General features: G+C 31.9%; 14 protein-coding genes. All 14 read left to right on the top strand.

All coding sequences use genetic code 11. The features are described 5' to 3' along the window. Positions 1-85 precede the first annotated feature (85 nt). On the top strand, positions 86-223 hold the full coding sequence (gene rpmH, locus LEBU_RS11535; RefSeq protein ID WP_015770490.1) for a 50S ribosomal protein L34: 138 nt from the start codon (positions 86-88) through the stop codon (positions 221-223). A gap of 95 nt (positions 224-318) precedes the next feature. Further along, entirely contained in the window at positions 319-648 is a 330-nt protein-coding gene (gene rnpA, locus LEBU_RS11530; RefSeq protein WP_015770489.1) for a ribonuclease P protein component, read from the top strand. Further along, positions 645-854 carry a membrane protein insertion efficiency factor YidD gene (gene yidD / locus LEBU_RS11525; protein ID WP_015770488.1) on the top strand — a complete coding sequence of 70 codons (210 nt, stop codon included), beginning with the start codon at positions 645-647 and terminating at the stop codon, positions 852-854. Before rnpA ends, yidD begins: the two co-directional genes overlap by 4 nt. 21 nt (positions 855-875) lie before the next feature. Then, positions 876-1562 (top strand): YidC/Oxa1 family membrane protein insertase, encoded by a 687-nt coding sequence (locus LEBU_RS11520; RefSeq protein WP_015770487.1) that lies wholly within the window; start codon positions 876-878, stop codon positions 1560-1562. After that, on the top strand, positions 1528-2349 hold the full coding sequence (locus LEBU_RS11515) for a Jag family protein (RefSeq protein ID WP_015770486.1): 822 nt from the start codon (positions 1528-1530) through the stop codon (positions 2347-2349). The genes LEBU_RS11520 and LEBU_RS11515 overlap by 35 nt, the downstream gene beginning before the upstream one ends. Before the next feature lie 97 nt (positions 2350-2446). Next, on the top strand, positions 2447-3814 hold the full coding sequence (gene mnmE, locus LEBU_RS11510) for a tRNA uridine-5-carboxymethylaminomethyl(34) synthesis GTPase MnmE (RefSeq protein WP_015770485.1): 1368 nt from the start codon (positions 2447-2449) through the stop codon (positions 3812-3814). 59 nt (positions 3815-3873) lie between these two features. After that, a complete protein-coding gene (gene gyrB / locus LEBU_RS11505) occupies positions 3874-5856 on the top strand; it encodes a DNA topoisomerase (ATP-hydrolyzing) subunit B (protein ID WP_015770484.1) in 1983 nt (660 codons plus the stop codon). A gap of 592 nt (positions 5857-6448) precedes the next feature. After that, positions 6449-9016, top strand: a complete 2568-nt coding sequence (gyrA, locus tag LEBU_RS11500) for a DNA gyrase subunit A (RefSeq protein ID WP_015770483.1) — start codon at positions 6449-6451, stop codon at positions 9014-9016. A 62-nt stretch (positions 9017-9078) separates the two neighbouring features. Next, positions 9079-9840: a hypothetical protein gene (locus LEBU_RS11495; protein ID WP_015770482.1), complete on the top strand. Its 762-nt coding sequence runs from the start codon at positions 9079-9081 to the stop codon at positions 9838-9840. Positions 9841-10179: 339 nt separating this feature from the next. Next, the gene (locus LEBU_RS11490; RefSeq protein WP_015770481.1) at positions 10180-10632 is read left to right on the top strand and encodes a YfcE family phosphodiesterase; all 453 of its coding nucleotides are present in this window, start codon (positions 10180-10182) and stop codon (positions 10630-10632) included. A gap of 231 nt (positions 10633-10863) precedes the next feature. Further along, entirely contained in the window at positions 10864-11307 is a 444-nt protein-coding gene (locus LEBU_RS11485; protein ID WP_015770480.1) for a PTS sugar transporter subunit IIA, read from the top strand. Between the two features lie 129 nt (positions 11308-11436). Next, positions 11437-11928: a PTS sugar transporter subunit IIB gene (locus tag LEBU_RS11480; RefSeq protein ID WP_015770479.1), complete on the top strand. Its 492-nt coding sequence runs from the start codon at positions 11437-11439 to the stop codon at positions 11926-11928. 46 nt (positions 11929-11974) lie between these two features. Further along, the gene (locus LEBU_RS11475; protein ID WP_015770478.1) at positions 11975-12790 is read left to right on the top strand and encodes a PTS mannose/fructose/sorbose transporter subunit IIC; all 816 of its coding nucleotides are present in this window, start codon (positions 11975-11977) and stop codon (positions 12788-12790) included. Positions 12791-12802: 12 nt separating this feature from the next. Next, positions 12803-13636 carry a PTS mannose transporter subunit IID gene (manZ, locus tag LEBU_RS11470; protein ID WP_015770477.1) on the top strand — a complete coding sequence of 278 codons (834 nt, stop codon included), beginning with the start codon at positions 12803-12805 and terminating at the stop codon, positions 13634-13636. Position 13637 lies beyond the last annotated feature (1 nt).

The following is a 13637-nucleotide window of genomic DNA, read 5'->3' as shown; positions in this document are numbered from 1 at the left end:
TTAAACTTGACTTTTTTTTGAATTTTGTATATAATATCTGTAAAAGACAAAGAATTTTTTTAAAATAAGATAGAAAGGAAAAAAAATGACAAAAAGAACATATCAACCGAATAAAAGAAAAAGAAAAAAAAATCATGGATTTAGAAAAAGAATGCAAGATAAAAATGGAAGAAATGTCTTAAAGAGAAGAAGAGCTAAAGGAAGAGCTAAATTATCAGCATAACCCGGTGTTAAATTCAACACTGGGTTTTTAAAAGTATTAATTTTCAGGGAGCTTTATTTTAAGCTCTCACTCATTTTAAATTAAAGAAGAGAAATATGTCTATTAATAAAATAAAAAAATCAAAGGATTTTTCCTTAATATATAACAAATCACAGAAAATGCATACAAAGTATGCTATTATTTTTATAAAGGAAAATATGAATAACGAACAACGTTTCGGCTTTGTTGCCAGTAAGAAAACTGGAAATGCAGTTCAAAGAAATAGAATAAAAAGACTTTTTAAAGAATTTGTAAAAACACATAAAAATAAATTTAGAGAAAATACTGATTATATATTTGTCGGCAAGTCTGTTTTAAAAGAGAAAATAAAGAATTTAAAATACAAAGACATTGAAAAAGATATTATCAAGGTGATAAAACAATGAAAAAAGTATTATTGTTTTTAATAAAAATTTATCAGAAATACATTTCTATATTTTTTGGAAGACGATGCAGATTTTATCCAACCTGTTCAGAATATTCCCGACAGGCTATTACAAAATATGGGGCAATAAAAGGGAGTTACCTGACAATAAGAAGATTATTAAAATGCCATCCTTTCCATAAAGGTGGTTATGACCCGTTAAAATAAAAATTGAAGGAGAAAAAATATATGTTTAAAATACAGGCACTAGTTGATTTTGTCGTACATGTACTAAAAGCGATAAATGGTGTTGTAGGAAATTATGGAATAGCAATAATAATTGTTACATTTTTAATGAGAATAATAGTATTTCCATTAACATTAAAACAGGAAAAATCAATGAAAAAAATGAGAGATTTACAACCTGAACTTGAAAAAATAAAGGAAAAACACAAGGATAATCCACAAGAGCTTCAAAGAAGAACAGCTGAAATTTACAAGGAAAATGGAGTAAATCCACTAGGAGGGTGTTTACCATTATTAATTCAAATGCCAATATTTGTGGCACTTTACTATGCATTTATCGGAGATGCAATCCCAGCTGATGCAAAATTCCTATGGTTTACACTAAAACAGCCTGACAGATTATTTATGCTAGGAAAATTTGCATTTAATTTATTACCAATTTTAAATGTGGGTGTAACATTTATTCAACAAAAAATAATGACAAGTGCAACCAGCGGACAGGAAACTAATCAGCAAATGCAGTCAATGTTATATATGATGCCACTTATGATGCTGTTCATATTTTATAACATGCCATCTGGAGTAACATTGTACTATCTAGTTTCAGGGGCTTTGTCACTGGTTCAGCAGTATTTCATTTTGAAAGGAAGAAGTGATGATGGAAAAGATAGTATTAAAGGCACAGAATGAAGACGAACTTAAAAATATGATAAACCGTTCATTGACACTAAAAGAAGATGAAACTTATCGTGTAAAAGTTTTAAAATATCCTAAAAAGATATTGTTTATTAGTATAAAAGGTGAATATGAAATTGAAATTGTTAAAAAATCCGAGTTAAAAAACAATGAAGTAAAGGTAGAAACTGAGAAATCAAAAGCACAAAACGAATACAAAATTGAAAAAAAGGAAAGAAAAGAAACAGAACGAAAAAGTGGAAATACTTTTCAAAAAAGTAGCAGCAGAAAAAATTATAAAAATGAAAATTTAGAAAATGAAGAAAAATCCGTAGCTAATCACCCTGATACAAACATAGATAAAATAAGGGCATTTTTTAAAGAATTTATTGTAAATATAAAACTGGATATACGAATTGTCAATATAAAAAAAGAAAATAACAATAAATATTTGGTTATTCTTGATGGAAAAGATATGAGATTTTTAATTGGTGAAAAAGGAAATACATTAAACAGCTTTGAATACTTGCTAAGCACAACGAAACAATTTAAAAATCTGAAAATAACGGTGGATTCTAATAATTATAAGGAAAAACGTGAAAAATCATTAAGAGATTTGGCAAGAAAGAAAGGAAAAGCAGTTCTTGCGACAGGAAATGCCATAAAATTAAATCCAATGTCAGCACGTGAACGTAAAATCATTCATGAAGAAGTTTCCTTTATGAAAGGTCTAAAAACTGAAAGCGTTGGAGAAGAGCCAAAAAGATATTTAGTTATTAAAAAATTAGATGAAAAATTTTAAAAAGTTGAGTTAGCATTGTTTAAATAGAAACTTTTTTAAACAATTTAGTGTAATGTGAAATAAAAATAAAAATGATTTTAGAAAATAGAGGGATAATATGTTATTTGATACAATTGCGGCGATTTCAACTCCAAAAGGAGAGGGCGGGATTGCCATAATAAGAATATCCGGCGATAAATCATTTGAAATATTGGACAAAATATTTATTAAAAAGAACCCAAATGCTGATTTGGGTTTTTATAAATTAAATTACGGATTTATCAAGGATGGGAAAAAAACAATAGATGAAGTTATGGCTGTACGGCTAAAAGCTCCGAGAAGCTATACTTGCGAAGACATTGTGGAAATAAATTGTCACGGCGGGACACTTGTTTCAGAAAAAGTGCTTGAACTTGTGCTAAGAAATGGGGCAAGACATGCTGAAAGTGGGGAATTTACAAAAAGAGCGTTTATGAATGGCCGTATAGACTTGTCACAGGCTGAGGCGGTTATGGATATTATTCAAGGGAAAACAGAAAAAAGCGTATCGTTATCGCTAGATCAGTTAAGGGGGGACTTGCGTGATAAAGTGAATGAATTTAAAAAGGCATTGCTTGATATTACAGCACATGTAAATGTGGTGCTGGATTATCCTGAAGAAGGGATTGACGATCCGTTGCCAGTGGAACTTAGAGATAATTTAGAAAAAGTGTACGAGGAAGCAAATCGTCTAATTGATTCATATAATACAGGAAAAAAAATTAAAGAAGGAATAAAGACGGTTATTGTCGGAAAACCTAATGTTGGGAAATCTACATTGCTAAATGCCCTGCTTCATGAAGAGCGTGCGATTGTAACGCATATTGCTGGAACTACGAGAGATGTTATTGAGGAAATAATCAATATAAAAGGAATTCCATTGGTTCTGGTGGATACAGCAGGAATTAGAAAAACTGATGATATTGTGGAAAATATTGGCGTAGAAAAATCTAAGCAGTTTATTGAAAAGGCTGATTTGGTATTGCTTGTTCTGGATGCTTCGAAAAAACTGGAAACTGAGGACATAGAAGTTATAACTAAAATTAAAGAAAATAACAAGAAAGTTATAGTATTATTAAATAAGATTGATTTAAATAAAAAAATTAATCTTGAAGGGTATAACTTGGAAAATATTGTTGAAATTTCTGCAAAAGACAATATTGGAATTGAAGATATGCAGGAAAAAATCTATTCATACATTGTAGAAGAAGATGTGGAAAACTCATCAGAAAAACTAATAATTACAAATATTCGGCATAAAACTGCACTTGAAAAAACAAAAGACGCAATAAGAAATATTTTTGAAACAATAGATATGGGACTTCCGATGGACTTGATTTCTGTGGATTTGAAAGAAGCGTTAGACTCACTTTCAGAAATTACTGGGGAAATATCATCAGAGGATATTTTGGATCATGTGTTTGCGAATTTTTGTGTTGGAAAATAGATTTTATCATATTTTATAAAAAATATGAAAAGTTTTGGATAAAATGGAGGAAATAAATAATGGATAATAATTATGGAGCAGAGGCGATTACAGTTCTGGAAGGGCTGGAAGCGGTTAGGAAGCGTCCGGGAATGTATATTGGATCCACTTCCTCACGTGGACTTCACCATCTGGTGTGGGAAATTGTGGATAACAGTGTGGATGAGGCACTTGCTGGAATTTGCGATAAAATTACTGTAAAGATACTTGAAGGAAATATTATTGAAGTATCTGATAATGGACGTGGAATCCCTGTAGGAATGCATAAGACTGGAAAATCAACTTTGGAAGTTGTACTTACTGTACTTCACGCCGGAGGAAAATTTGACAATGATAACTATAAGGTATCGGGTGGACTTCACGGAGTTGGGGTATCTGTCGTAAATGCTTTGTCAGAATGGCTTGAGGCAACTGTAACACGTGATGGGAAAATTTTTAGGCAAACTTATGAACGTGGTGTGCCAACTTCGCCCGTGGAAGAAATTGGTGTGGCAGACGATAGTGCACATGGGACTGTAGTCAGATTTAAAGCTGATGACGAAATATTTGAAACGACAGTTTACGATTATTCTGTATTGGAATCACGTTTAAAAGAATTAGCGTACTTGAATAAAGGATTAAAAATTGAACTGGCTGATGAGAGAAATGCTGAAAATGTAAAAGCTGAGGAATTTTTATTTGAGGGTGGAATAAAGGATTTCCTGAATGAAATTATAGATGAGGAAAAAATAATTGATGATGTAATTTATATGGCTGATACGATGCAAATTGAGGAAGCTAAGGAAGTGGAAGCTGAGGACGAAAACGGAAACATAGTAATAAAACAGCGAAGTGCAAAATTTGTGGAAGTGGAAATTGCGATGAATTACACAACTTCACAAAGAGAAACAGTTTATTCATTTGTAAATAATATAAATACTCACGAAGGTGGAACTCACGTTAGTGGATTTAGAACAGCACTTACGAGAACAATTAACGATATTGCAAAACAGATGAACTTAATCAAGGATAAAAACGGGACATTTCAAGGAACAGACGTAAGAGAAGGCCTTGTTTGTGTAATAAGCGTAAAAATACCTGAACCTCAATTTGAAGGGCAGACAAAAACAAAACTTGGAAACAGCGAAGTTACAGGAATTGTCTCAAATATTGTTGGAAGCAACCTGAAATTTTATTTGGAAGATCATCCAAAGGCAGCTGAAAAAGTTATAGAGAAAATGGTAATGTCAAAAAGGGCAAGAGAAGCCGCGAAAAAAGCAAGAGAACTTGTACTTAGAAAAAATACATTGGAAGTAGGATCACTGCCTGGTAAATTGGCTGACTGCTCTTCAAAAGATCCAGCTGAATCAGAAATTTTCATAGTTGAAGGAAACTCAGCAGGAGGTTCTGCAAAACAGGGAAGAGATAGAAGATTTCAGGCAATATTGCCACTTAGAGGGAAAATTTTAAATGTAGAAAAATCAGGTATACATAAAGCTCTGGAAAATGCCGAAATTAGAGCGATGATTACAGCTTTTGGAGCTGGATTTGGCGAAGAAATCGACTTAAAAAAATTAAGATACCATAAAATCGTAATTATGACAGATGCTGATGTTGATGGAGCTCACATCAGAACATTAATGCTAACATTTTTCTACAGACATCTGAGAGAATTAATTAACGAAGGCTACATCTATATCGCACAGCCGCCTTTATACAAAATTCAGGCTGGAAAAGCAATCAGATACGCCTATTCAGACGATCAGATGAAACAAGTAACAAGAGTTTTGGAAAACGAAGGAAGAAAATACACAATACAGCGTTACAAAGGGCTAGGAGAAATGAATCCAGAACAACTTTGGGAAACAACTCTTGATCCAGAAGTAAGAACATTATTAAAAGTATCAATGGAAGACGCTTCTTATGCCGATAAGATGTTTAATATTCTGATGGGGGATAAAGTTGAGCCGAGAAGAAAATTTATTGAGGATAATGCAAATTACGTAAGAAATCTGGATATATAATTTTTGATTAAAATTGAGAAAAGTTATTTTTATTAATAGATATTTTTCTATAATATTTATGTTTTTTCTTTTTTTAAAAGCAAAGGGGAACAATCGCCATCCCCTTTGCAATCCCAGCTTGTCTAAGCATTTTTTTGAAATAAAAATGAAACTCGCTTTTTAACAAAAGTTATTATCAACTCTATAAATTAATCACGATTTAAAGAAAATGAAAAAGCTCAAACAGTCAATTTCATTCCAAAAAAATCACGACATTTTTAGTTTAATTATAAATAGATATGTCAATAGAAAATAAGCAAAATTTCGTTAAAGAAAAAATAACTGTTTGAGATTTTGAAAAAAATTTTAAATTATATTTAGTTAATTATGCTAAAATAATCTTGATTCAAAATCGAGTTTTATTTTTTCTTTATTAAGAAAGTTTTGCGTAAGCGGGAGTGCAGAGGTATGGCGTCTGATACCTCTGCGTTAAAAGAGTTAATATAAAAAAGGAAAAACAATTACTAATTAAGATAACTTGTAATAAAAATTTAGGAAATAGCTTAATTAATAGTTCACTTGTTGTAAAGAAAGAGAAGAAAAGAGGTGCAGGATGTCAGACGATTTTAGAGATGACGATGAAAGAGAAGAAGAGATAACGGAAATGGATGAAAATGATGATAGGGAAATCATTGTGGAAGGATTGCCTAAGGCTACGGATTTATCAAATGAATCTAATGTTTATATTGAGGATGAGATAAAGGCAGCTTATTTGGATTATTCGATGAGTGTAATTGTTAGCCGTGCGTTGCCTGATGTACGTGATGGATTAAAGCCTGTACATAGAAGAATTTTGTTTTCCATGAGTGAAATGGGAATGAGCCACAAGACTCCGTTTAAAAAATCGGCAAGGATTGTCGGGGATGTACTGGGGAAATACCATCCACACGGAGATTCTTCAGTTTATGGTGCAATGGTTAGAATGGCACAGGACTTTAATATGAGATATGAACTTATCGACGGACATGGGAATTTTGGTTCGATTGATGGGGATGAAGCAGCGGCAATGAGGTATACGGAAGCTAGAATGGCTAAAATTACTGAAGAGCTGCTTGAAGATATTAGAAAAGATACGATTGACTACCGAAAAAACTTTGATGAAAGTTTGGATGAGCCAGTTGTATTGCCTGCAAAACTTCCTAATTTACTACTAAATGGAGCAAATGGTATTGCTGTCGGAATGGCTACAAATATTCCTCCACATAATCTAGGGGAAGTAGTTGATGGAATTATTGCATTGATTGATAATCCTGAAATTTCAATTGATGAATTGATTACGTATATAAAAGGTCCTGATTTCCCAACTGGCGGTATAATTAACGGGAAACAGGGAATTTATGATGCGTATAGAACTGGACGTGGAAAACTCCGAGTTGCAGGACGTGTAGAAGTTGAAACTTCAAAAACTGGAAAAGAGTCGATTATTGTTACAGAATTGCCATATCAGGTAAATAAAGCTAGACTTATTGAAAAAATTGCAGATTTGGTAAGACAGAAGAAAATTACGGGAATATCTGACTTGAGGGATGAAACTGACAGGGATGGTATCAGAATTGTAATTGAGCTGAAAAAAGGTGAGGAAAGTGAATTAATTCTGAACAGCCTTTATAAATTTACTGATTTACAAAATACATTTGGTGTAATTATGCTTGCACTTGTGGATAATGCACCAAGAGTGTTAAACTTAAAGCAGATTCTTCAAAAATATTTGGAACATAGATTTGAAGTAATTACAAGAAGAACTGAATTTGAACTGAAAAAAGCAAAAAATCGGGCTCATATTTTGGAAGGCTTCAAAATTGCGCTTGATAATATTGAGGAAGTAATTAGAATTATACGTGCTTCAAAGGATGCAAATGTTGCACGTGCTGAGTTAATTGCAAAATTTGGATTCTCGGAAATTCAGGCAAAAGCTATTCTGGATATGAGATTACAAAGGCTTACTGGACTTGAAAGAGATAAAATTAATCAGGAATATAACGAACTTATGCTATTAATTGAAGAATTAACTGGAATTTTATCTGATGATTCAAAAATATATGGTATAATTAAAGAGGAGGGACTTAAATTAAAAGAAGATTTTGGTGATGAACGTAGAACTGAAATCAGAAATGCAAGAGCCGAAATCAGCATAGAAGACTTGATTAAGGACGAGGAAGTTGTTGTAACTCTTACAGAAAAAGGTTATGTAAAACGTGTGGCAATTGACACTTACCGTTCACAAAAACGTGGTGGAATTGGAGTAAATGCTACAAATACAGTAGAAGATGATGTTGTAAAAGACATGTATATAGCAAAGGCGCTTGACACATTGCTTATTTTCACAACAAAAGGAAAAGTATTCAGCATAAAAGTTTATGAAATTCCTGAAACTGGAAAACAGGCACGTGGAAAACTGATTGGAAATATTATAAATCTGGATGATGATGAAAAGGTCAGCACAATAATAAAAGTTCGTGAATTTGAAAAAAATAAAAACTTATTCTTTGTAACACGAAATGGAGTTGTTAAAAAATCAGAACTGACATTATTCGATAATATCAAAAAGGCTGGAAAAAGAGCGATTAGATTGAATGAAGATGATGAAGTGATGTTTATTGGGCTTACAAGCGGTAGCGGGGAAGATGAAATTTTTGCAGCGACAAAAAATGGTATTGCTATCAGATTTTCTGAAAAAGATGTAAGAAGTATGGGAACTGGAGCAGCTGGAGTGAGAGGAATCAATCTTAGGGATGAAGACAAAATTGTAGGTGCGGCAATTATTAGTTCAGAAATGAATAAGGACGATGCACGGATTTTGACAATTACCGAGGAAGGTTACGGAAAACGGACAAAATTATTAGAATACAGACTTACATCACGAGGCGGAAAAGGTATCATTAATGCAAAACTTAATGAAAAAACTGGAAAAATTGTAGATGTAAAAATTGTAAAAGATGACGATGAAATTATGCTTATTACTTCAGAAGGAACATTAATCAGAACGAGCGTAAAAGATGTGTCAGTAATCGGACGTTCTGCTACGGGAGTAAGAATAATGAAAGTTAGAAATAACGAAAAAATTGCTTCAATAGTGAAAATTACAGAAGAACCAAAATTAGATGATGAAGTAAAAAAATAGGAACATGGCTAAGTATACAAAAATTTTATAAAAAATTTATCATATGTAAGGAAGTGGTTAAAATGTTACAAAAAAAAGCGCTATTTTTAGTTACAGCAGAAAATGAAGTTCAGCCATTAGTTAATTTTGCAGGTATTTTCAAAAAAAAATACAATGTTGAAATTGATGTTGTTTATATTAAAGATGTTCTAAAATATGAAGTTTTTCCTGTCAGCATAGAAGGAATGGGACTGAATGTAGGGGCAAACTATGCCTTTAAGGAATATAGGGAACTAGAAGAAAAAACTGTAAAAAAATTAAAGGAACAAATGTCAGATGATATTTCAAATTTTTATACAAAAGATGGAGAAACTTCTGAAATAGTTCTGGAAGAGTTAAAAAAATACGATTTGCTAGTGCTTGTAAAAAATGAAAAAGTTACATCAGTGTTAAAAGAAATTTTAAGAAGTATTTTCAAGCCGCTAATTATTTTACCAAATGTAAAAGATTTTAAATTAGATGATTTGGTACTTCTTGATGATGGTGCTTATAATGCGAATAAAACATTGTTTACTTTCTTCCATATATTTGGTGAACAAAAGGTAAATGTATTACGTGTAAATGTAGAAGAAGATGATGAAAACAGCTTAGCTCAAAGATTTGGGGAAAACTACAATCTTATTCACAAGACAGGAGAGACATTTAAGACGATAATGAATGAAGCTCAAAAGTATGACCTTGTTCTGATGGGAGATTTGCGATATACAGTGATGGTGGAAAGAATCACAGGAAAACTAGGAATCAGAATACTGGAAAATCTTCAAAAACCAATTTTTATCGTATAAAATTGTAAAACTTAAAGAAATTTTACTCAAACGGCGTCTAATATTGGATGTTGTTTGAGTATTTTAAATTTAAAAGTAAAAAATTTTTTAAAGTTAATTTTTTATCAATTCTAAAAAACAAAGGAAATTATAATATAATTAACATTATTTATAAATTTTTTTAGATTATAATAATAATATATATCTTATTTTCGATTCTAATTTTTCATATATATTAAATAAATTAAAATAAAAATTAAATTATTGTTATATTAAAATCATAAATTTTTTAAAAATATGTAGATAATTAGAATATTCTTATTAAATTGAAATAAAAAAATAAGGTTGAGAGGAGATTTGATGAAAGTATTAATTTGTTCTGATAGTCATGGAAGGCTTGATTATTTTCAGCAGGTAATGGATCTGGAGAGTCCAGAAATCGTAATTTTTGCGGGAGATCATAGTACAGATGCTATTGATATGTCGTTAGTTTACAGGGATGTACTTTTTGCTATTGTGAAAGGGAACACTGATATGGATGATTATGAGACAAGGGAAACTAAAATATTTGATTTGATGGGGAAAAAAGTATTATTGACACATGGGCATCTATTTAGCGTAAAAATGACGCTTGATGAATTAGAAAAAAAAGCACATCTTGAAAAAGCTGAAATCTGTGTTTTTGGACATACACATAAGGAATTTCTGACAGAGAAAAACGGAATAGTATTTATAAATCCAGGAGCTTTACAAGATAAAAAATATGCTATCTATTATGGCGGGAAAAAATTTGAGCAAAAAATATTAAAATAATTCAGATTATTTTTTGACTTAATTCTAGAATATTATAAAAAGGCATAATTTTATGAAAAGGATCATAGTTATGTCTTTTTTTATTTCTGAAATAGAAAAATGAATATAAAGTAAAATGTAATTTTTTTTTCAAAATAGTGTTGACAATATTATTTAACAGGGTATAATTAAATTATGGAGTAAATAATTTATGTTTAAATAAAAATTTTTGATTTGAAAGGAGAAGCGGAAATGATTAATTTAATTGTTGCAACACACGGAAAAATGTCGGAAGAAACCGTTAATTTGACAAAAATGGTTTTAGGTGAAAGCGAACTGCTTGATTTTGTAACATTTGTACCAGGAGAAGGACCTGAAGATTTGATTGAGAAATATAATAATATTATCTCAAAATATGACAGTGAAGGGACTTTGTTTTTAGTAGATTTGTTTGGTGGAAGCCCTTATAATGCAGCTTGTAGAGTAGTTGCCGAAACAGAAAATACAGATGTAATAACAGGGGTTAATGTTCCGATGCTTCTGGAAGTTTTAGATGCAAGGGAAGAAACAAATGATGTTTCTGAATTAGTTCAAGTGGCAAAAAATTCAGGAATTAATGGAATTAAGATTTTTAGCGAATTATTTAGTGCAGATGCTGTTGATGACGATGATGATTCAGATGAGCTGGATTTGTAAGAACGTAAAGTGTAACAGGAAATTTAAATTTGAAAGTACAAAAAAAATCAAAATGAAAGGAGAGTTACTGAAAAATTTTTTATATTAAATGTGAATTTAGTCACGAATTTTCAGTAACGGAATAGAATTATGGAATTAGTTTTAACAAGAATAGATTCAAGATTAATACACGGGCAAGTTGCAACTTCATGGGTGAAAGCAACTAAACCAGAAGCAATTTTTGCTGTAAATGACGATGTGGCAGAAGATAAAATAAGAAAATCCCTTTTATTACAAGTAGCGCCTGAAGGAGTTAAATCATTTGTAATTCCTGTTGATAAAGCGATAGCTGTTTATAAAAATCCTAAATATGACAAAACTAAAGTAATGTTATTAGTTACTTGCCCTGGAGATGTTGTTAGATTAATCGAAGGCGGAGTAGATATTAAAACTGTAAACGTTGGAGGAATGACTTTTAAAGAAGGGGATAAATTAATTTCAAAAGCAGTTGCGATTAATAAAGATGACTTGGAAGCATTTAACAAATTGAGATCTATGGGTGTAGAGCTTGATATGAGACAATTAGTAACTTCTGCAAAAGAAGATATTAATTCTAAATTAGATTCTATCTCATTTGATTAAAAAATAAAAGCACAGAACGATTAAATATTTTTAGGAGGACAGAAGCATGAATGTTATTCAGTTAATTTTGTTAGCACTTGTGGCAGCAATAGCTGGTATGGGAAGTGTGCTTGATGAAAGACAGACTCACAGACCGTTAGTGGCATGTACTTTAGTAGGACTAGTGTTAGGAGACTTAAAAACAGGAATTATATTGGGTGGTTCACTTGAAATGATAGCTCTTGGATGGATGAACGTTGGAGCGGCAATGGCGCCTGATGCGGCACTAGCCAGTGTAATTTCAGCAATACTAGTAATTGTAGGTAAACAGTCAATTGCAGAAGGGATAGCAGTTGCAGTACCGATTGCAGCAGCAGGACAAGTTCTTACAATTTTTGTTAGAACAATAACAGTCTTTTTCCAACATAAAGCAGATGACTTTGCAGAACAGGCTAATTTTAAAGGAATTGAAATGTGTCATTTGGCAGGAATAGCTTTACAGGCATTAAGAGTAGCAATTCCAGCTGTATTAGTAGGTATGATTGCAGGAACAAGTGCGGTAGAAGGAGCTTTAAACGCAATTCCTGAAGTAATTACAAGAGGACTTCAAATTGCTGGAGGATTTATAGTAGTAGTTGGGTATGCAATGGTAATAAATATGATGGAAGCAAAAGCATTAATGCCATTCTTTTTCTTAGGTTTCGTAATAGCAGCATTCACAGAATTTAACTTAGTTGGTTTAGGAATATTAGGATTATGTCTTGCAATATTATATATTCAATTGAATCCTAAATATCACGCATCTATTGCTTTACCAAGCGGTGGAAATGGCGGAGGAGCCAGCTTTGCAGACGAAGCGGATGATGAACTGGAAGGATTATAGGAGGTAGGAAAAATGGCAGAAGTAGAAAAAAAATTAACTGACAAAGATTTGAAAAGCATGTACTGGAGATCTACAACTTTATTAGGGTCATTCAATTTTGAAAGAATGCAGTCAATGGGATTCTGCGTAACAATGATTCCTGCAATAAAAAGGCTTTATTCTAAAAAAGAAGATCAAGCTGCGGCTCTTAAAAGACATTTGGAATTTTTCAATACACAACCATGGATAGGTTCAACAATAATGGGAGTTACAGCTGCGATGGAACAAGAAAAGGCAAATGGTGTAGATATTGATGATGCGACTATAAGTGGGATAAAAGTTGGACTTATGGGACCACTTGCAGGAGTAGGAGATCCTATTTTCTGGGGAACTTTGAGACCAGTATTAGCAGCTCTTGGAGCTTCACTTGCAATAGCTGGAGGAAATTTATTAGGTCCATTGATTTTCTTCATTGGAATAAATATCGCAAGAGTTTTAACTAGATGGTATGGATTAAAATACGGATATGAAAAGGGAACTGAAATCGTTGGAGATATGGAAGGTGGAGTAATTCAAAAATTAACTCAAGGAGCTTCTATATTAGGACTTTTTGTAATGGGAGCATTAGTTTCAAAATGGACTTCAATTAATGTGCCTTTAGTATTATCTAAATATACTGACCAAACAGGAAAAGAAGTTGTAACTACTGTTCAAAGTATACTGGATTCATTATTACCTGGATTATTGGCATTATTGCTTACATTTGCATGTATGCATCTGTTAAAGAGAAAAGTAAATGCTATTTGGATAATCTTCGGATTCTTTGTAATAGGAATAGTAGGATACTGGTTAGGAATTTTGGCATAAG

Source organism: Leptotrichia buccalis C-1013-b, assembly GCF_000023905.1.
Classification (GTDB): domain Bacteria; phylum Fusobacteriota; class Fusobacteriia; order Fusobacteriales; family Leptotrichiaceae; genus Leptotrichia; species Leptotrichia buccalis.
The sequence above is the reverse complement of the archived record's forward strand: the minus strand, read 5'-3'. Positions and strand labels throughout refer to the sequence as shown.